This is a genomic window from Streptomyces sp. NPDC006385, assembly GCF_040612485.1.
In the GTDB taxonomy this organism is placed as follows: domain Bacteria; phylum Actinomycetota; class Actinomycetes; order Streptomycetales; family Streptomycetaceae; genus Streptomyces.
The window spans coordinates 1-18,526 of sequence record NZ_JBEXQG010000032.1; the positions used below are offsets into that span (position 1 = coordinate 1).

Sequence of the window (18,526 nt, forward strand, 5' to 3'; positions counted from 1 at the left end):
CTGCTCGGCGTCGAGCCGACCGGCGAACCGCAGGCGGAGATGTGGATGGGCGCGCCGCGGGCATGTCCGCGGCGTCGCAGGCCCGGCGCCTCAAAGGGCCCGACGAGTTGGAGATCGTGGCGTTCGAACGCGGCCACTTCACCTCCTTCTCGGCCTGCGGCATCCCGTACTGGGTGGGCGGTGACGTGCACGAACGCGACGAGCTGATCGCCCGCACGCCCGAGGAGCACCGGGCCCGCGACATCGATCTGCGCATGCGGACGGAGGTCACGGAGATCGACGTGGCCGGCGGCCGGGTACGCGCGCGTGACGTCGATTCCGGGGCCGAGTCCTGGACGTCGTACGACAAACTCGTGATCGCGACAGGTGCCCGCCCGATCCGTCCCGACATGCCGGGCGTCGACGCCCCCGGCGTCCACGGTGTGCAGACCCTCGACGACGGCCAGGCCCTCATCGACACGCTGGCACGCACGCGTGGCCGCCGTGCCGTCGTGGTCGGCGCCGGCTACATCGGCGTGGAGATGGCCGAGGCACTGATCAACCGAGGCTACGAGGTGACGGTCGTCAACCGCGGCAGCGAGCCCATGTCGACGCTGGACCCGGACATGGGCCGTCTGGTGCACGAGGCCATGGCGGGCCTGGGCATCACGATGGTCGACGACGCCGAGGTGACCAAGATCCTCACCGGCGGGGACGGCCAGGTGCGCGCGGTCGCCACGGAGGACGCCGAGTACCCGGCCGACGTGGTCGTCCTGGGCATCGGCGTCCACCCGGAGACCACGCTGGCGCGGGCGGCCGGCCTCCCCCTCGGCAGCCACGGCGGTCTGCTCACCGACCTCGCGATGCGCGTGCGCGGCCACGAGAACATCTGGGCGGGCGGCGACTGCGTGGAGGTCCTCGACCTGGTCTCGGGCCAGGAACGCCACATCGCCCTCGGCACGCACGCCAACAAGCACGGCCAGGTCATCGGCACGAACGCGGCGGGCGGCTACGCCACGTTCCCCGGCGTGGTCGGCACGGCCGTCAGCAAGGTCTGCGACCTGGAGATCGCCCGCACGGGCCTGCGCGAGAAGGACGCGCGCAGGGCCGGGCTGCAGTACGTCACCGCCACGATCGAGTCGACGAGCCGCGCGGGCTACTACCCGAACGCCTCCCCCATGACGGTCAAGATGCTCGCCGAACGCCGCACGGGCCGACTGCTGGGCGTCCAGATCGTGGGCCGGGAGGGCGCGGGCAAGCGGGTCGACATCGCGGCGGTGGCACTGACGGCGGGGATGACGGTGGAGCAGATGGTGTCCCTGGACCTGGGGTACGCGCCACCGTTCTCCCCCGTGTGGGACCCGGTACTGGTGGCGGCCCGCAAGGCGTCGAAAGCGGTACGACAGCCGGCCCAGGGGCCCACGGCGCCTACGCGGTTCCGTTGATCCGCTCGATGGCCTGCCGGGCCTGCTCCGACGGCGCCCGAGAAGGCAACGGCGACACAGACGCGCTGGCCGGCATGGCGGCGGCCGGCTGCTCCCCCGCCGGCTTCGCATGCGCAGCGGTCCTCGCCGACCGCAACCGATGGCTGACGGCCTCGTCCAACGTCACCGGCCGCTGCAACTGCGAAGCCAGCCGCCCCGCCTCCTGCCCCAGCCGGGCGACGTCTTCCCACGGCAACCGCAGCACCACGGCGAGCTCGGCCTCACCGTCGGGCAACGCGTGGATCGGAGGAGTAACTCGGTCGTTCATCACCTGTTCCTCACGTAGGTTGCCGAGACATACGCACGCGGCGCCGACGATGTTCACCGATTCGCCGGACGTATCCCGGGCACATACCTGTCGTGGTCATCCCCGTCCATGACGTGAACCCGGCGCGCCGCACCCCCTGGGTCACCTACGCGCTGATCACCGCGAACGTCCTCGCCTTCCTGTCCACGCCCGGCATGGCCGCATCCGTGGCCGGGGAGAGCAGCCTGGCCCAGCTGTGCCATCTGCACGCGTTCCTGGACCACTACGCGGCGGTGCCACGCGAGTTGATCCACGACCGGATGCCGAGAGTGGTCCCCACCGGTGAGATCGCCCTCGGTCCCCAGGGCCCCGGCTGCGTGGTCGGCCCGCCGGACTACGACAAGTCCCCGGCGCTGTCCGTCCTCACCGCGATGTTCCTGCACGGCAGCTGGCTGCACCTGCTGGGCAATCTGCTCTTCCTGCTCATCTTCGGCAACAACATCGAGGACCGCATGGGCCACGTGCGGTATCTGCTCTTCTACGTCGTCTGCGGCTACGCGGCGTCCTACGGCTTCGCGCTGTTCAACGCCGACTCCGCCGCCCCGCTGATCGGCGCCTCCGGGGCCATCGCGGGGGTGCTGGGCGCCTATCTCGTGCTCTATCCGAAGGCCAGGGTGTGGGTCCTCGTCCCGTTCCTGATCTTCCTGCCCCTGCGGCTGCCGGCCTGGCTGGTCCTCGGCTTCTGGTTCCTGCTCCAGGCGGTGTACTCGAACGGCGAGGGCGTCTCCGACGCGGGCACCGTGGCGTACGCGGCGCACATCGTCGGCTTCCTGGCCGGGATGGCGCTGGCCTGGCCGCTGCGCCCGGGCACTCCCCCGCCACCCGATCCGGGCGCCTTGCTGTTCGGGAGGCGCGCACGGCCGGGCGGCTGGTGAGAACTGGACGCCCCTGCAGCCGTCGAGACCAGCCGAGGAATCCCGTGCCGGCCAGGGGTTTCCCTGAGGCGGCCGGTCGCCGGTGCTGCCCCGACAGCGGCAGCGGCGCCTGCCGTGACCGGTGGCGAACTCGTTGACGGTGTCGACTCGCCGGCGGCCGGATGACCGCCACGACGAACCGGCAGGCGATCTCGCCCGCCGCGGCGCGCGGATCGAGGAAGCCGTCAGGCCGCTGACGCCGTTCGACGTGCCCTGAGCCGCGATGCGCTGCGCCCGGTGTGCGAGGCGAGCGGCGGGTCGAGGGGCGGTTGCCCGGCGCCGGGGCCAGTCGGGAATCGCGCGGCCCGCTGTTCGGCAGGAGGGCGCGGCGGGGCTGCCCCGGGCAGGCGGGGAGGGAGGTACCCGGACTACACCGATGCCGTGTCGGTGGAAGCGCCGCCCGTGTCGTCCTCGTCGACGCGGTCCTGGACACCGGGCGCGGGCTGCGCTGTCCGTGGGCTGACCCTGACCAGCAGGAGCAGCAGCAGGACGAGTCCGCCCAGCACCGCCCCGACGAGGAAGCCCGCGGCGATCGAAGTGGCCCCGACGACCGGGCCGATGACGAGTGGTGCAACGAACTGTCCCGTGAAGTTCGCGGTTCCGGACAGCGACATCGCCTGACCGCGCCTGGCCGGCGGCGCGGTTTCCCCGATCAGCATGGCGAGGGCGGGGACGGACAGGCCGCTGCCGAGACCGAACAGGAACGCCGACGCCGTCAGGAGCGCGGCATGGTCCGACAGTCCGGTGATCAGGAAGGCCAGGATCCAGGCGACGACGGCCAGCCGCAGCAGGTTCTGGTAGCCGAGCCCGGCCTTCATCTTCGCGTAGACGAGTCCGATCAGGCTTCCCCCGACGGATGTGCTGGTGGTGATGAGAGAGATCGTGAACGGTTCCTCGATGCCGTTCTCGGTGAGCAGCTGAGGCAGGAAGACGGCCATCACGTACAAGAGGAAGGAGCCGAACAACGACAGCGCGTACAGCGCCGGCAGCCGGGGGTGCTCGCGCAGCAGCCGCACCGCACCACCGCGCGTCCCGCGTCCTTCAGCCGGAAGGTCGGGCATCACAAGGAGCATGGCCACGCCCACCGGGATGCCGAGAAGGTAGATGGCGAAGGGCCCGTGCCAGGACAGCTCACCGAGAGCGCCGCCGAGCAGCGGCCAGATGATGCCGCCCAGGCTGATGGCGGTGGAACGCCAGCCTGCCACCCGGTCGCGTTCCGCACCCTGGTAGAGCGCCAGCAGGGCCACCGTCGTACCGGTGAACACCGCGGCCGCGCCGACACCGAAGAGGAAGCGGCTGACGATCAGCGCCCCGTAGGACTCGGTGAGCAGCCCGGCGCCGCCGGCGACTCCGTAGAGCAGGAGCCCGCTGACCAGGGGGATGCGAAGTCCCCAGCGGTCGATCGCCCACCCGACGAACGGACTGACAACGGCCAGGGACAGGCCGTGCGCCGTGAGAATCAGTCCCGCGCTGGTGCCGCTGACGCCCAGCTCACCGCGGATCACGCCGACAACGGGGGCGATGATGGCGCCCGCCATCACCGTGAGCGTCGAGGCGAGCATCAGGACGACCAAGGTCGCCCGGTGAGGTAAGCCGGAAGCGGACGAGGTGGATGGCGTGGCCGAAGCCATCAGAGAGCCTCCAGCGAGGAGAGGTAGAGGTGGGTGGAAGGGAAGAACACCGCGCCCACGAACGGCGACGCCTCTTCAGCGGGAGTCGCGCACGGCCGTCACCCCTCGACGGGTGCCTCCGCGCGACCGCCGCCACGTGCCCAGGCCTGCTCTAGGACGGACGCGAGTTCGGCGGGAGGCATCACGCCGGGGACAGGGCACATCCCGTCCACGACGACAGAGGGCACGCCGGACACTCCGAGAGCACGGGCCCTTCGCTCGTCCGCGCGGACGTCGTCGGCGTACGCGTCCCCGTCGAGCAGCGCCCGCACCTCCCCGGCATCCAGGCCCTCTTCGACGGCCAGCCGTGCCAGCACGTCGTGGTCGGCGACGTTGACGGCCTCGGTGTGGTAGGCGTGGAACAGCCGCTCCAGGATCTCGTCGGCCTGGCCGCGGTGGGCGGCGAGATGGCTGAGCCGATGGGCGTCGAACGTGCTGATCGGCCTGGAGCGCTCCAGATTGAGCTCCAGGCCCTCCTGACGTCCGTTGTCCTTGATGAGCCGCACGCGCGCGGGTACGGCTGCCGGGTCCATCCACTGTTCCATGGCCTGCGCGGCCGTCACCCCGGGAGTGCGGTCCAGTTCCGGCGCCAGTTCGAAGCTTCGCCAGACGACTTCCAGCCGGTCACGGTGGGCGAAGGCCTCCAGCGCCGCCCGGATGCGGCGCTTGCCGATGTAGCACCAGGGGCAGAGCACGTCCGAAAAGATTTCGATCTTCATGAGACCCCCTCGCTGCGGGCGGTGGAGCGGTCCGGCCGGCTTGCTCAGGGGATGCTCAGAACGATCTTGCCGCGCACATGTCCGGTCTCGACCTCGCGGTGAGCGTCGGCGGCGGACTCCAGCGGGAACACACGGGAGATCTCCACGCGCAGTTCGTCACGGGCGTACAGGTCGGCGAGCTCCTGGAGCCGGGTAGCGGACCGCTGGCTGAAGAGGGCCCGGACGCCCAGTTCCTCGGTCCGTGCGAAGTCGACGAGGGTGCCGATCCGGTCGCGGTCCTTGACCAGTTCCACGGAGACGTCCAGTGCCTCGCCTCCGATGGCGTCGAGAGCGGCGGTCACCCCGTGCGGCGCCTGCTCGCGGACACGGTCGGCGAGCCCCTCGCCGTAGGTGACGGGAATGGCGCCGAGGGAACGAAGGTAGTCGTGATTGCGCTCGCCGGCGGTGCCGATGACGGTGGCGCCCCATGCCTTGGCCAACTGCACCGCGACTGTTCCCACGCCCCCGGCCGCGGCGTGCACGAGCAGGGTGTCCCCCTGGCCCACCTCCAGCGCCCGCAGGGCGGTGTGCGCGGTCTGCGCCGAGGCGGAGAACGCTCCGGCCACCTCCCACGACATGTTCGCCGGCTTGGCCACCAGTTGGTCGGCGGAGACGGCCAGGTACTGGGCGTAGCACGACAGCACGGCCCAGCCGAAGACCTCGTCACCCACCGCGAAGCCCGTGACATCCGCACCGACCTCGTCGATGACACCGGCGAAGTCGTTACCGACGATCTGCGGGAACTCGATGGTCGTGCCAGGGGGGTTCCAACCGCCCCGGACGGCGCAGTCGTACGCCTGCACCCCCGCGGCCCTGACCCGGACGCGCACTTCGTCGCGGGCCGGAGCGGGCTTGTCGACCTCGCTCACTTCCAGCACCTCGGGGCCGCCGAAGGCACTGAACACTGCTGCCAGCATGAAGCTTCCCTTCATCACATCCACGAATGCACCGGTTCACCCAGATCGATCGGTGAACCGGTGCGATCATGCTGCAACCTCAATGGCAGTTGAGGTCAACTCCCTTGGCGCTGGGGCGACTTGTTCGCCAGCGGGCCAGGGCGGTGATGACGGCGACCTGAGCGAGGTCGCGCTCGGCCGCCAGGTCCTCGTAGGAGCGGGAACCGGGTTCGAGCACCTAGGCGCCGGACTGGAGCGGAGCTGGGCGGGACTGGGCGCCCCGCCGGTCACGTAGCGCTCCGCGGAAGAGAGAGCCGATCGCGTCGCGGGCACGGGCACGGGCGCGGGCGCCAAGTGGCCCACGCATGCGGTTCAGCGTGCCGTCCGCGTGTGGACGTACTCGACGAGCCGGGTCAGTGCGTCCGGGTCGGTGGACGGCATGACGCCGTGACCGAGGTTGAAGACGTGGCCCTCCAGGCCCGCCGCCGCGTCGAGGACCTCGCGGGTCTTGGCCTCGATCGCCTCGGGGGTGGCGAACAGCACGGTCGGGTCGAGGTTGCCCTGGAGCGCCTTGCCGGGGCCGACGCGGCGGGCGGCCTCGTCCAGCGGGACGCGCCAGTCGACGCCGACGACGTCCGCGCCGGCCTCGCCCATGAGCTTCAGCAGCTCACCGGTGCCGACGCCGAAGTGGATGCGCGGGACGCCGTACCCGGCGACGGCGTCGAAGACCTTCGCCGAGGCGGGCATCACCGAGCGCCGATAGTCGGTGGGGGCGAGGGAGCCGACCCAGGAGTCGAAGAGTTGGACGGCGGAGGCGCCGGCCTCGATCTGCACCTTCAGGAAGGCGGCCGTGATGTCGGCGAGGCGGTCGAGCAGATCGGCCCAGAGCTCGGGGTCGCCGTACATCATCGCCTTGGCGTTCTCGTACGTACGCGACGGACCGCCCTCGACGAGGTAGCTCGCGAGGGTGAAAGGCGCGCCGGCGAAGCCGATGAGCGGGGTCGGGCCGAGCTCACGGGTGAGCAGGCCGATGGCCTCGGTGACGTAGGAGACGTCCTCGGGGGTCAGGTCACGCAGCCGGTCCAGGTCGGCGCGGGTGCGGATCGGCTGCTCGACGACCGGGCCGACGCCGGGCTTGATGTCGAGGTCGATGCCGATGGCCTTGAGCGGGACGACGATGTCACTGAAGAAGATCGCCGCGTCCACGTTGTGCCGGCGCACGGGCTGGAGGGTGATCTCGGTGACCAGCTCGGGCCGCATGCAGGACTCGAGCATCGGGATGCCCTCGCGCACCTTGCGGTACTCCGGCAGGGAGCGCCCGGCCTGCCGCATGAACCACACGGGCGTGTGCGGCACGGGTTCGCGCCTGCACGCCTTGAGGAAGGCTGCGTCTTTGACTGCGTCGGGCGTGGCGGTCGGCGGCGTCGGCTGCGTGTTGTTGGCACTCACGGTGGCAAGTCTCGCACGGCGCCGGCCGCCCAAGGTCCGGGGGCGGCAGCCCCGATGACGGCCACGCCGACACCGGGAACGGGGTGTCTAGCCCGGCACGAAGCCCCGGTTCCCCTTAATCTTCCCGCATGGCTGCGGCTCAGGAACGACTGTCGGACGGCACGGGCGGGATGGATGACGCGAAGGGGACCGGGGAGGCGGACCGGCATTCGAGCAGTACGGCTCCGCCCGCCTTCCGTGCCGCGGTGGACGCCCTGCGCGGCAGCCGGGTGCGGCCGCAGATCGAGGTCGAGCAGACGAAGGCGCCCCAGCGTCTGGCTCCTTACGCGTACGCGCTGGAGGCCGCCGTCGTCGACGGCGACCAGGACCTGGCCGACGGCCGCCTGGTGCTGCTGCACGACCCGGCCGGGCACGACGCCTGGCGCGGTGCCTTCCGGCTGGTGACCCTGGTGCGCGCGGAGCTGGAGCCGGAGATGGCCGCCGACCCGCTGCTGCCCGAGGTGTGCTGGTCCTGGCTGACCGGTGCGCTCCAGGCGCGCGGGCTGTCGTACGGCGAACCGAGCGGTACCGTCACGCGCGCGAGCTCCCACTACTTCGGCGGTCTGTCCGAGCGCCCGGCGGCGTCGCAGATCGAGATCCGCGCCTCCTGGACCCCGCGGGAGGGTCTGGGCGGCGTTCCGGACACCGCGGCTCATCTGACGTCCTGGTGCGATCTGCTCGCCCAGGTCGCGGGCCTGCCTCCGGCGGGCCCGGGCGACGCGTCGGTGGTGACGCTGCCGCAGCGCCGCGACCCGCAGGCGCGCTGACCCACCGCCTGTGCGACCGTCGCGACGCGACACCACCGACTTGACCGTCACTTTGTCGATACGGCCACTTTCGGTCAGGAAAAGTTCGCGATCGAACCGATTGGTTCACCGAACGATCGACCACGTGTCTGAATTGCCCCAATTGTTACTCACTAAATCGTGATCTTTCCCTAAAGGGCCATGGGTTTGGTGCCGAAGACGACTGTGACCTTGAAAGCCGTCCCCGCACCCCAGGAGGCCCGGTGTCCGTTCTCCTTGAGCAGCCCGCAAGCCTGGTCGCCTACCGCCCGAACAAGCCGACCGCCATGGTGGTCGTGGCCGATCCCCGCGTCCGCTCCACCGTCACCCGCCACCTCTGGGCGCTCGGTGTGCGTGATGTCATCGAGGCCTCGTCCGTCGCGGAGGCTCGTCCCCGCATCGGCAACCCCCGCGACATCTGCGTCGCCGACGTCCACCTGCCCGACGGCTCCGGCCTCACCCTCCTGTCGGAGACCCGCGCCGCGGGCTGGCCCAACGGCCTCGCCCTCTCCGCCGCCGACGACATCGGTGCCGTACGCAATGCCCTCGCCGGTGGCGTGAAGGGATACGTCGTCACCGGCACCCGCACCAACGTCGGGCTCCCCACCCGGCCCGGTGCGGCCCCCATCGGCGCTGCCGCCGCCCGCATGCACCGTCGCCACCCGGGTGCTCCGAGCCACCCGGGCGGCTACCGCGAGCTCTCCGGTCGTGAGGTCGAGGTGCTGCGGCTGGTGGCGGAGGGCCAGTCGAACAAGGCGATCGGCGTCTCGATGGGCCTGTCCGCCCTCACCGTCAAGAGCCACCTCGCCCGGATCGCCCGCAAGCTCGGCACCGGTGACCGCGCCGGCATGGTCGCCGTGGCCCTGCGGACGGGCATCATCCACTGACACCACACCCACCACCCGCCACGACGCGTCACCGCACCCCCCTTGAAGGCTTGATCATTCACTGACGTGAACGGGATGGGCCGCTGATCCCCACTCACGTCCTCACCCGTCGTGAACCGGATCTCTCTCTTCCCTGACTGGTTCACGACCCTCAGGCGCCCGCCGACGGAACGTTCCGTCGGCGGGCGCTGTCCATCCACAGAGCTCTTGACCAGCGCCGCCCCGTCGGTTCGGGAAGATCGCAAGTGAAGATCACTCGCGGGCGGGAGCGGGAGCATGTGAAGACCCGCCAGGCGGGCCGCCCGGGCTGATAGACAGTCGCACTGACGAGCGTCACCCTCCGCCCCTCGTCATCCTGCCGCCCCGAACGGAGCCCGTCATGCCCAAGTCCTCCTCTTCCTCGGCCTCCTGGAGCCTCGCCGCCGCAGCCGCCGCCGCGCTGCTGGTGGGCTGCTCCTCGGAGGCCAAGCTGTCCAAGGAGGAGGTGGCGAACACGGTGGCCGAGAAGCTCGCCGCGCAGACGGGTCAGCCGAAGCCGGACGTCACCTGCCCCGAGGACCTCGTCGGCAAGGTCGGGACCTCGTTGCGCTGCAGGCTCACCGCGACCGACGGCACCAGCTTCGGCGTGACCACCAAGGTCACCTCCGTCGACGGCGACACGATCAAATACGACATCGAGGTCGACGAGAAGCCCTCCTGAGCCAGGCGGCCGCTCAGCCCACGCGCCCGGCCGGGCGCGTGGGAAATGTGTGATCACGACGTGCGGATTGTGATGGAGCGCCAGGGTGACGGGCCCGGACAGAGGCAGCGGGGGATGCTGGCCCCATGAGTGGAATGGAAGCAGTCCTGATCCTGCTGTGGTGCGGCGCCATCGCGGCGCTCGTCGTGTGGGTGAACCGGCGCAAGGCCCGCAAGAAGCGCGAGATACAAGAGGCGTACGCAGAGCTGCAGTCGCTCGTCGAGAGCCGCGGGTGGACTTACGAGGAGTTGGTGCCGGGCCTCGTCGACGCGTACCAGGGGGCCGAGCCGCTCCCGGTCAAGGCCAGCGGCATCCCGGGGGACAACGTCGTCAGCGGCACTCACCGCGGATTCGGCTTCCGCGCCTTCGAGTACCGCTATTACAACAGCGACATCGACACGAACACGACGAACGTCATCGTCCACTCCGTCTGGGCCCTGAACCTGGGCGTGGAGGTTCCGGACCTGCGCGTCTACCGCGACGGGTGGCTCGACACCATCACACGGGGCAGGGCCATGACGGTGGGAATCCCGCAGCTCGACGAGGACTTCCACATCGTCTCTCGCGACGAGGAGCGCGCCCGGGCGGTGGTGCTCGGCGGCCTGGCGGAGTTCCTCACGTCCGACCCCCGCGCCCGCGAGCTGCCGCTCCGCCTCCACGACGGTCAGCTGATCACCTGGCGCGCGCAGACCGCCCTGAGCAGCGAGACGCTCGACGAGCCCCTTGAGTATCTCGTCGACGCCGTCGGCCACTTGGGAGCCCTGTCACCCGCCCCGCCTCCGCAGGCGCCGTAGCTCCTGGCTTCGGCACCCGCCGCTCTCCTGAGGCACACGATTCGACCGCACTATGAAGCTTCCCGGTAGGGATCATGGTGATGACCAGGGGCGGTGACGCCGCGTCCTGGCCTTGAGAGACCCTGTCGACGTTCTCAACAATCAGGGTGCGGACGCGAGTTCGCACCCTCTCGGACGTAGAGGGGGAGCGGATGGGCCAGTTCGACGTCGAGCCATCCGAGCTGCGGTCGGCCGCCAAGAAGATCAAGGACTCCGTGGGCAGGAGCGACAAGGTGAAGCTCGGCGAACTCGGGGACTCCAGCGGCGACTTCGGCCACGGGGACGCGGCCAAGGAGTTCAGCCGGCTGATGGCCACCTGGATGGAGGCCATCAAGAGCCCGATGAAGGAGGACGGGGAGAGCTCGGCGGACAAGCTGGACGAGAACGCCGCGTCCTACGAGCACGCCGAGCAGCAGTCCCAGAACCACTTCACCGGGCCCGCGGTCGCCGGCTCGAGCTACTGACGGGGAAGCGATGGCGGCACAACTCGGATCAACCCAGGATCCGCGCGAACTCATCCCGGGAAACCCGTCGAAGCTCACGGGCTGCGCGGACAAGCTCGACGGCCATGCGAAGACCCTCGACGGCATCGGGGACGAGCTCGGCTCCGTCCGCATCCCCGGCTGGCAGGGAAAGGCCGGCGACGCCTTCTGGGAGGACTTCTCGGGCCAGAAGCAGAAGTGGTACCGCGGCTCGGATTCCCTCAGCGCGGCCGCAGGGGCGCTGCGGGACTACGCCAGAGCTCTCACATGGGCCCAGGAGCAGGCGGGGGAAGCCGTCCGGCTGTACGAAGGGGGCGACGAGAGCGGCGGCGCGCAGCTGCTGGAATCAGCGCGCGCCCACGTCCAGTCGGAGGGCGACGCGGCGGCCGAGAAGTTCAAGGCGCAGGGCGGTGGGGGTGACAACGCGCCCGACTGGCTTTTCTGGGCCTCCGAAGCGGCGCAGGACAACACAGGCGCGACGTCCAAGCAACTCGCCGAGCTGGAACGGGCACCCGACATGCGGCCCCTCGGGGCCTGGGGCGACCACAAGAACATGACGCAGCAGCAGCGGGAAGCGCTGCGCGAGGGCAAGGGACCGGGCATCACCGTGGCCGGCCCCTCCGTCGCGGCCGACGCCAAGGTCTGGGGCGCCGAGGCCAGGGGCCGCGGCGAGTTCGCGGGCGGCGAGGTCTCCGGCAAGACCGGCGTCAACCTCCTCGGCGTCGAGGGCTCCGCCGGGGTGGGACTCAGGGACGGGAACGCCACCGCACAGGCGTCCGGCAAGGCGTATCTCGCCCAGGCCACGGCCGAAGGCAAGTACGAGGTCGGTCGGTTCGAGGCATCCGGCAAGGGCGAGGCCTACGTGGGCGCCGAGGCCGGCGTCAAGGGCTCCGTCGGCACGGACGGTGTCCACGTCGGCGGCGAGGCCTTCGCCGGTGCCAAGGCCACGGCCGAGGGGCACGCCTCCGTCGCCGGTATCGGCGTCGGCGGCACGGCGGAGGCGTGGGCCGGCGCCGGCGCCGAGGCCCACTTCGACGCCGGCGTGAAGGACGGCAAGATCGTCATCGGCGGCGACCTGGGCATCGGCCTCGGCGTCGGCGGCAAGCTCGGCGGCCAGATCGAGATCGACCCGGGCAAGGTCACCGACGCGGCCGGCGACGCGGTCGACGCGATCGGGGACTGGTTCGACTGACCGCCGCGGGGCGGCCCCGCCCGGGGCTGCCCGCCGTCGCCTCTTCCCCGTCGCTTCCCGTACCGTCGAAAGCCGTACCGCAAGGAGTTGATCCACCATGCCGGGCACACTTCCGGTCCCGCTCACCATCGAGCTTCCGCAGGGCTGGCAGTCGGCACCTCCGGACGAGGTCGGCGCCCCGCACGCCGCCTTCGTCGCCCTGCACCTGGCCTCCCGGGGCCAGGGCTTCATGCCGAACATCACGGTCACCGGCCGCACCCTCGAGGGCTCGTCGAGCCTGCACAGCCTCGCCGAGGAGTCGGTGCGGCGACTGCGCGAGAACATCGGCGCCGTCGACGTCGTCAAGCGCACCGAGGTGGGCACCTCGCCGGCGCCGGGTCTCATCGACGCCCCGGGGATCGTGCAGAACCTGCGCATCCAGGCCACCGTCAACGGGCAGCCGATGGAGCTGGCGCAGAGCCAGTTCATCCTGGTGCTGGAGAACGAGCAGCGGCGCAGTGAACGCGCCGAGATCGAGATCGCGCTGACGGCGAAGAGGAGTCAGCTCCAGGACGTCCTCGAGGACTACCAGACCTTCGTCTCCACCCTCCGCCCGGCCACCCCCACCCCGGAGGACTAGGGACCCGCCTGAGGCAGGGGACACGATTCCACCGCGTCCCCTGCCTTCCGCACGGAGCGCGGCCGCGTGCGTCATGTGCCGCAGGCCCGCCGCCGGGAGTGCCCTACGTCCATCTCGGCATGATCCGTACCGATCTGCAGGGCACATCGAGGGCGCACGTGGCCGAGAAGCACCGGTCGGCCGTGAGAAACGACGAGACGTGTTTGCGCAGGTCAGCGCCAATGTGTCCGGAAGGCGCAGGTCAGACGTTCGTCCGTACGGATACCCTTGACAGGTGACCGACGCCCAAGAAACCGCAGCAGACAGCTCACTGCGAACCACCGGAGGCGCCCCTCCGGACGACGGCGGATCTTCTGTTACGGAGGCGCCGATTCCTTTGCTGGAGCCCCGCGAGGGCGTTCCGCCCGTGATCGCCGACGAGGCCGCGCTCGCCGAGGTGACCGCCGCCTTCACCGCCGGCTCCGGCCCCGTCGCCGTCGACGCCGAACGCGCGTCCGGCTACCGCTACGGCCAGCGCGCCTATCTGGTGCAGCTGCGCCGCGAGGGCGCGGGCTCGGCGCTGATCGATCCCGTGGCCTGTCCCGATCTGTCGGGTCTCGGTGCGGCGCTCTCCGGCGTGGAGTGGGTGCTGCACGCGGCCACCCAGGATCTGCCCTGTCTGCGCGACATAGGCATGGTCCCGACTCGGCTGTTCGACACCGAGTTGGCCGGGCGGCTCGCCGGGTTCCCTAGGGTCGGCCTCGGTGCGATGGTCGAGGGCGTGCTGGGCTTCGTCCTGGAGAAGGGGCACTCGGCCGTCGACTGGTCGACCCGGCCGCTGCCCGAGCCGTGGCTGCGGTACGCGGCGCTGGACGTCGAGCTCCTCGTCGATCTGCGCGACGCGCTGGAGAAGGAGCTGGACCGGCAGGGCAAGCTGGAGTGGGCGCACCAGGAGTTCGCCGCGATCGCGGCCGCGCCGCCCGCCGAGCCGCGCAAGGATCCCTGGCGGCGGACGTCCGGGATGCACAAGGTGCGGCGGCGTCGGCAGCTGGCCGTGGTGCGGGAGCTGTGGCAGACGCGGGACCGTATCGCTCAGAAGCGGGATGTGTCGCCGGGCAAGGTGCTCAGCGACACGGCCATCGTGGAGGCCGCGCTCTCCCTGCCGGCGAATGTGCATGCCCTGGCCGCGCTCAACGGGTTCGGGCATCGGATGGGCAGGCGGCAACTGGAGCAGTGGCAGGCCGCCGTCGATCGTGCGAAGGCGTTGAGCGACTCGCAGCTGCCGGCGCCGGGGCAGCCGGTGACCGGGCCGCCGCCGCCGCGGGCCTGGGCCGACAAGGATCCGGCTGCCGCGGCTCGGCTGTCCGCGGCTCGGGCCGCCGTTTCGGCGCTGGCCGAGCAGCTCAACATGCCGCAGGAGAACCTGATCACGCCGGACACCGTGCGCCGGGTCTGCTGGGAGCCGCCGAAGGTGGTCGACGCCGAGTCGATCGCCGAGGCGCTGGCTGGTCATGGGGCTCGGGCCTGGCAGGTCGAGCAGGTCACACCGGTTCTCGTTGCCGCGTTGTCCGCCTAGTTGTCCGCCTGGCTGTCCGCCTGGTCGCCGCAGCGACTCACCTGCTCGCGCCTCGCGTGAAACCGTTGGAGACGAACCGCTGAAGCAGCAGGAAGACGATCAGCGTCGGCAGGATCACCGGCACCGCTCCTGCCGAGATCGTTTCCCAGTGGGCGCCGAACGGGCCCTTGAAGCGGAACAGGAGCGTCGAGATCACGCCAAGATCCTCCGACGGCATGGACAGAAAGGAACAGGGCCACGACCAGCTTCTTGGAGTGGAAGCTGAAGCGGTCGACGGCGTACGCCGTCATCGAGCCGATCAGGACCGTGCCGCCGATTGGCGGAGATGGGGCCGCGAGTGCCGGAGTCCCGGGGTGTGACCTTCGCCGCTCCCGTCCTCAGGACTGTGCAGCTACGTTACTCGTAAGTAGCATGGGCCTGAGCGCGCGCTCAGCGAGCGTGCCGCGCAGCAGTAGTGCCATCCCGCACCCTGGAGGAGAGCCATCGTGCCTCGTACCGTCAGGGACGTCGTCTTCGTCGACGGCGTCCGCACCCCGTTCGGCAAGGCGGGCCCGAAGGGCATCTACCACGAGACCCGCGCCGACGACCTCGTCGTGAAGGCGATCCGGGAGCTGCTGCGCCGCAACCCCGGTCTCGACCCGAAGCAGATCGACGAGGTCGCCATCGCCGCGACCACCCAGATCGGTGACCAGGGCCTGACCCTCGGCCGTACGGCCGGCATCCTCGCCGGGCTGCCGCAGTCGGTGCCCGGCTACTCCATCGACCGTATGTGCGCCGGCGCCCTGACCGCCGTGACGTCCGTCGCCGGTTCGATCGCCTTCGGTGCCTACGACGCCGTCATCGCCGGTGGTGTCGAGCACATGGGCCGCCACCCCATGGGCGAGGGCGTGGACCCGAACCCGCGGTTCGTCAGCGAGAAGCTGGTCGACGAGTCGGCGCTGTTCATGGGCATGACCGCCGAGAACCTGCACGACCGCTACCCGCAGATCACCAAGCTGCGCGCCGACGAGTACGCCGTGCGCTCCCAGGAGAAGGCCGCCAAGGCGTACGCCAACGGCAAGATCCAGGCCGACCTGGTCCCGATCTCCGTACGCCGCACCAACCCTGAGGCCGGCGAGACGGGCTGGGGCCTGGTGACGGCCGACGAGCCGATGCGCCCGGGCACCACCCTGGAGAACCTCCAGGGCCTGAAGACGCCGTTCCGCGTGCACGGGCGGGTCACCGCCGGTAACGCGGCCGGTCTGAACGACGGCGCCACCGCCTCGATCATCGCGTCCGAGGACTTCGCCCGGGAGCACAACCTCCCGGTCAAGATGCGCCTCGTCTCCTATGCCTTCGCGGGCGTCGAGCCGGAGGTCATGGGCTACGGCCCGATCCCGGCCACGGAGAAGGCCCTCGCCAAGGCGGGCCTGTCCATGGAGGACATCAACCTCTTCGAGATCAACGAGGCCTTCGCCGTCCAGGTCCTGGCCTTCCTCGACCACTACGGCATCGCGGACGACGACGAGCGCGTCAACCAGTACGGCGGCGCCATCGCGTTCGGTCACCCGCTGGCCTCGTCGGGTGTGCGTCTGATGACGCAGCTCGCCCGTCAGTTCGAGGAGCAGCCTCAGGTCCGCTACGGCCTGACCACCATGTGCGTCGGCTTCGGCATGGGCGCGACGGTCATCTGGGAGAACCCGCACTTCGACGGAGGCAACAAGTGAGCACCACCGCTGAGCTCCTGAAGGGCGCGGCCGAGCTGTTCCCGGACGAGGTCGTGACGTCCGCGCACGTACGTCACCTCGACCTGCCGTACGGCGCCGGGCGCTTCGCGCTCATCACGCTGGACAACGGCTTCGACCACACCAAGCCGACCACCTTCGGCCCGCAGTCGCTGGCGAACCTCAATGCCGCCCTCGACCAGGTCGAGAAGGAGGCCGCGGACGGCGACATCGTCGGCGTCGGCATCACCGGCAAGCCGTTCATCTTCGCGGTCGGCGCCGACCTCAAGGGCGTCGAGCTGCTGAAGGAGCACAAGGACGCGCTGGCCATCGGCAAGGGCGGCCACGAGGTCTTCAAGCGCCTGGCGGGCCTCGCCGTCCCGACCTTCGCGTACTACAACGGCGCCGCGATGGGCGGTGGCGTCGAGGTCGGTCTGCACTGCACCTACCGGACCGTCTCCAAGGCGCTCCCGGCGTTCTCGCTCCCCGAGGTCTTCCTCGGCCTGGTCCCCGGCTGGGGCGGCTGCACGATCCTGCCGAACCTGATCGGCGCCGACAAGGCCGTGCAGGTCATCATCGAGAACAGCCTCAACCAGAACAAGCAGCTCAAGGGCCAGCAGGTCTACGACCTGGGCATCGCCGACGCCATCTTCGAGGGCGCCGACTTCCTGGAGCAGTCGCTGATCTGGACCGCGAACGTCCTCAAGGGCGAGATCGAGGTCGAGCGCCCGGTGATCGACCGCGGCGATGCCTGGGACCAGGCCGTCGCCAAGGGCCGCTTCATCGCGGACGGCAAGGTGCACGGGGCCGCCCCGGCCGCCTACCGCGCCCTGGACATCATCGCCGCCGCCAAGAACGGCGACCTCCAGCAGGGTTACGACGCCGAGGACAAGGCCCTCGCCGACCTGATCATGGGTGGCGAACTGCGGGCCGGCATCTACGCGTTCAACCTGGTGCAGAAGCGCGGCAAGCGCCCGGCGGGCGCCCCGGACAAGAACCTGGCCCGCCCGGTCACCAAGGTCGGTGTCGTCGGCGCCGGTCTGATGGCCTCGCAGCTGGCGCTCCTGTTCCTGCGCCGTCTGGAGGTGCCGGTCGTGCTGACCGACATCGACCAGGAGCGCGTCGACAAGGGTGTGGGCTACGTCCACGCCGAGATCGACAAGCTGCTCGGCAAGGGCCGTATCAACCAGGACAAGGCCAACCGCCTCAAGGCCCTGGTCACCGGTGTCCTGGACAAGGCCGAGGGCTTCGCGGACGCGGACTTCGTCATCGAGGCCGTGTTCGAGGAGATCGGCGTCAAGCAGCAGGTGTTCGCCGAGGTCGAGGCGGTCGCCCCGGCGCACGCGATCCTCGCCACCAACACCTCGTCCCTGTCGGTCACCGAGATGGCGTCGAAGCTGAAGCACCCCGAGCGGGTCGTCGGCTTCCACTTCTTCAACCCGGTCGCGGTGCTGCCGCTGCTGGAGATCGTCCGCGGCGAGAAGACGGACGACGCCTCGCTGGCCACCGCGTTCGGTGTCGCCAAGAAGCTGAAGAAGACCGCGGTTCTGGTGAAGGACGCCCCGGCGTTCGTCGTGAACCGCATCCTGACCCGCTTCATGGGCGAGATCCAGAACGTCATCGACGAGGGCACGCCGGTCGAGGTCGCCGAGAAGGCGGTCGAGCCGCTGGGCCTGCCGATGTCGCCGCTGGTCCTCCTGGAGCTGGTCGGTCCCGCGATCGGTCTGCACGTCTCCGAGACCCTCAACCGGGCCTTCCCGGACCGCTTCAAGGTCTCCCCGAACCTCGCGGCCGTCGTCAAGGCGGGCAAGCGCGGCTTCTACGTCTACGACTCCGGCAAGCCGGAGCTGGACCCGGAGGTCGCCGCGCTGCTGAAGCAGGGCGATGTCGTCCTGACCGAGGAGCAGGTCCGTGCCCGTGTGCTGGACGCGGTCGCCCAGGAGATCGGGCTCATGCTCGACGAGGGCGTCGTCGCCGAGGCCCAGGACATCGACCTCTGCCTGATCACGGGCGCCGGCTGGCCCTTCCACTTGGGCGGCATCACGCCGTACCTGGACCGTGAGGGTGTCTCCGAGCGCGTGAACGGCAAGAAGTTCCTGGCGCCGGGCGTGGCGAGCGTCCCCGCGTAACCGCTCCGCTGTGCACGCCGGTGCCCCGCACGCCGACCTGGTGTGCGGGGCACCGGCGTCGTCGGGTACGTGCCTGGGGGCCGAACCGCCTGGACCGGCGTTCCGG

The 18,526-nt window shown here is 70.5% G+C and carries 18 protein-coding genes and 1 pseudogene; 12 read left to right on the top strand and 7 right to left on the bottom strand.

What is annotated here, in order from left to right:
* Positions 1-62: 62 nt before the first annotated feature.
* The gene (locus tag ABZ078_RS23620) at positions 63-1,424 is read left to right on the top strand and encodes an FAD-dependent oxidoreductase (RefSeq protein WP_356578114.1); all 1,362 of its coding nucleotides are present in this window, start codon (positions 63-65) and stop codon (positions 1,422-1,424) included.
* Here ABZ078_RS23620 and ABZ078_RS23625 read toward each other — a convergent pair.
* Positions 1,408-1,731 (bottom strand): hypothetical protein, encoded by a 324-nt coding sequence (locus ABZ078_RS23625; protein WP_356578226.1) that lies wholly within the window; start codon positions 1,729-1,731, stop codon positions 1,408-1,410. The genes ABZ078_RS23620 and ABZ078_RS23625 overlap by 17 nt on opposite strands.
* Before the next feature lie 92 nt (positions 1,732-1,823).
* Here ABZ078_RS23625 and ABZ078_RS23630 point away from each other — a divergent pair, with 92 nt between their 5' ends.
* Complete coding sequence (locus ABZ078_RS23630) at positions 1,824-2,645, top strand: rhomboid family intramembrane serine protease (RefSeq protein WP_356578116.1); 822 nt, start codon at positions 1,824-1,826, stop codon at positions 2,643-2,645.
* Positions 2,646-3,052: 407 nt separating this feature from the next.
* On the opposite strand, the gene ABZ078_RS23635 is transcribed toward ABZ078_RS23630, so the two are convergent.
* The 5 genes from ABZ078_RS23635 to hemE form a co-directional block, all read right to left on the bottom strand.
* Entirely contained in the window at positions 3,053-4,258 is a 1,206-nt protein-coding gene (locus ABZ078_RS23635) for an MFS transporter (protein WP_356578118.1), read from the bottom strand.
* A 155-nt stretch (positions 4,259-4,413) separates the two neighbouring features.
* Positions 4,414-5,073, bottom strand: coding sequence for a DsbA family oxidoreductase (locus ABZ078_RS23640; protein ID WP_356578119.1), 660 nt, complete (start codon positions 5,071-5,073; stop codon positions 4,414-4,416).
* A gap of 44 nt (positions 5,074-5,117) precedes the next feature.
* Positions 5,118-6,029: an NADP-dependent oxidoreductase gene (locus ABZ078_RS23645; protein ID WP_356578121.1), complete on the bottom strand. Its 912-nt coding sequence runs from the start codon at positions 6,027-6,029 to the stop codon at positions 5,118-5,120.
* Positions 6,030-6,108: 79 nt separating this feature from the next.
* The gene (locus ABZ078_RS23650; protein WP_356578122.1) at positions 6,109-6,246 is read right to left on the bottom strand and encodes a hypothetical protein; all 138 of its coding nucleotides are present in this window, start codon (positions 6,244-6,246) and stop codon (positions 6,109-6,111) included.
* A gap of 134 nt (positions 6,247-6,380) precedes the next feature.
* The gene (gene hemE, locus ABZ078_RS23655) at positions 6,381-7,457 is read right to left on the bottom strand and encodes a uroporphyrinogen decarboxylase (protein WP_356578123.1); all 1,077 of its coding nucleotides are present in this window, start codon (positions 7,455-7,457) and stop codon (positions 6,381-6,383) included.
* Positions 7,458-7,627: 170 nt separating this feature from the next.
* Here hemE and ABZ078_RS23660 point away from each other — a divergent pair, with 170 nt between their 5' ends.
* The 8 genes from ABZ078_RS23660 (at position 7,628) to ABZ078_RS23695 (ending at position 14,588) form a co-directional block, all read left to right on the top strand.
* Positions 7,628-8,263: a DUF3000 domain-containing protein gene (locus ABZ078_RS23660; protein ID WP_356578228.1), complete on the top strand. Its 636-nt coding sequence runs from the start codon at positions 7,628-7,630 to the stop codon at positions 8,261-8,263.
* A gap of 242 nt (positions 8,264-8,505) precedes the next feature.
* Complete coding sequence (locus tag ABZ078_RS23665) at positions 8,506-9,168, top strand: response regulator transcription factor (RefSeq protein ID WP_356578124.1); 663 nt, start codon at positions 8,506-8,508, stop codon at positions 9,166-9,168.
* A 379-nt stretch (positions 9,169-9,547) separates the two neighbouring features.
* The gene (locus ABZ078_RS23670) at positions 9,548-9,868 is read left to right on the top strand and encodes a DUF4333 domain-containing protein (protein WP_356578125.1); all 321 of its coding nucleotides are present in this window, start codon (positions 9,548-9,550) and stop codon (positions 9,866-9,868) included.
* Between the two features lie 125 nt (positions 9,869-9,993).
* Positions 9,994-10,701, top strand: coding sequence for a hypothetical protein (locus ABZ078_RS23675; RefSeq protein ID WP_356578126.1), 708 nt, complete (start codon positions 9,994-9,996; stop codon positions 10,699-10,701).
* A 191-nt stretch (positions 10,702-10,892) separates the two neighbouring features.
* Positions 10,893-11,204: a hypothetical protein gene (locus ABZ078_RS23680; protein ID WP_356578127.1), complete on the top strand. Its 312-nt coding sequence runs from the start codon at positions 10,893-10,895 to the stop codon at positions 11,202-11,204.
* A 10-nt stretch (positions 11,205-11,214) separates the two neighbouring features.
* Complete coding sequence (locus ABZ078_RS23685) at positions 11,215-12,414, top strand: putative T7SS-secreted protein (protein WP_356578129.1); 1,200 nt, start codon at positions 11,215-11,217, stop codon at positions 12,412-12,414.
* A 97-nt stretch (positions 12,415-12,511) separates the two neighbouring features.
* Positions 12,512-13,033: a hypothetical protein gene (locus ABZ078_RS23690; RefSeq protein ID WP_356578131.1), complete on the top strand. Its 522-nt coding sequence runs from the start codon at positions 12,512-12,514 to the stop codon at positions 13,031-13,033.
* Positions 13,034-13,307: 274 nt separating this feature from the next.
* Complete coding sequence (locus ABZ078_RS23695) at positions 13,308-14,588, top strand: ribonuclease D (protein WP_356578133.1); 1,281 nt, start codon at positions 13,308-13,310, stop codon at positions 14,586-14,588.
* Between the two features lie 37 nt (positions 14,589-14,625).
* Here the strand turns inward: ABZ078_RS23695 and ABZ078_RS23700 are convergent.
* A pseudogene (locus ABZ078_RS23700) lies at positions 14,626-14,905 on the bottom strand (hypothetical protein); the annotation flags it as partial.
* A 168-nt stretch (positions 14,906-15,073) separates the two neighbouring features.
* On the opposite strand from ABZ078_RS23700, the gene ABZ078_RS23705 reads away from it, so the two are divergent.
* Positions 15,074-16,294, top strand: coding sequence for an acetyl-CoA C-acyltransferase (locus ABZ078_RS23705; protein WP_356578134.1), 1,221 nt, complete (start codon positions 15,074-15,076; stop codon positions 16,292-16,294).
* Positions 16,291-18,420, top strand: a complete 2,130-nt coding sequence (locus tag ABZ078_RS23710; RefSeq protein ID WP_356578136.1) for a 3-hydroxyacyl-CoA dehydrogenase NAD-binding domain-containing protein — start codon at positions 16,291-16,293, stop codon at positions 18,418-18,420. The genes ABZ078_RS23705 and ABZ078_RS23710 overlap by 4 nt, the downstream gene beginning before the upstream one ends.
* The last annotated feature ends 106 nt before the right edge of the window (positions 18,421-18,526 follow it).

What these genes read in the sequence shown, in the direction of transcription:
- ABZ078_RS23660 (WP_356578228.1), top strand. Translation starts at nt 7,628, where the DNA reads ATGGATGACGCGAAGGGGACCGGGGAGGCGGACCGGCATTCGAGCAGT.
- ABZ078_RS23680 (WP_356578127.1), top strand. Translation starts at nt 10,893, where the DNA reads ATGGGCCAGTTCGACGTCGAGCCATCCGAGCTGCGGTCGGCCGCCAAG.
- ABZ078_RS23640 (WP_356578119.1), bottom strand. Translation starts at nt 5,073, where the DNA reads ATGAAGATCGAAATCTTTTCGGACGTGCTCTGCCCCTGGTGCTACATC.
- ABZ078_RS23685 (WP_356578129.1), top strand. Translation starts at nt 11,215, where the DNA reads ATGGCGGCACAACTCGGATCAACCCAGGATCCGCGCGAACTCATCCCG.
- ABZ078_RS23690 (WP_356578131.1), top strand. Translation starts at nt 12,512, where the DNA reads ATGCCGGGCACACTTCCGGTCCCGCTCACCATCGAGCTTCCGCAGGGC.
- ABZ078_RS23670 (WP_356578125.1), top strand. Translation starts at nt 9,548, where the DNA reads ATGCCCAAGTCCTCCTCTTCCTCGGCCTCCTGGAGCCTCGCCGCCGCA.
- ABZ078_RS23645 (WP_356578121.1), bottom strand. Translation starts at nt 6,029, where the DNA reads ATGCTGGCAGCAGTGTTCAGTGCCTTCGGCGGCCCCGAGGTGCTGGAA.
- ABZ078_RS23675 (WP_356578126.1), top strand. Translation starts at nt 9,994, where the DNA reads ATGAGTGGAATGGAAGCAGTCCTGATCCTGCTGTGGTGCGGCGCCATC.
- ABZ078_RS23620 (WP_356578114.1), top strand. Translation starts at nt 63, where the DNA reads ATGTCCGCGGCGTCGCAGGCCCGGCGCCTCAAAGGGCCCGACGAGTTG.
- ABZ078_RS23625 (WP_356578226.1), bottom strand. Translation starts at nt 1,731, where the DNA reads ATGAACGACCGAGTTACTCCTCCGATCCACGCGTTGCCCGACGGTGAG.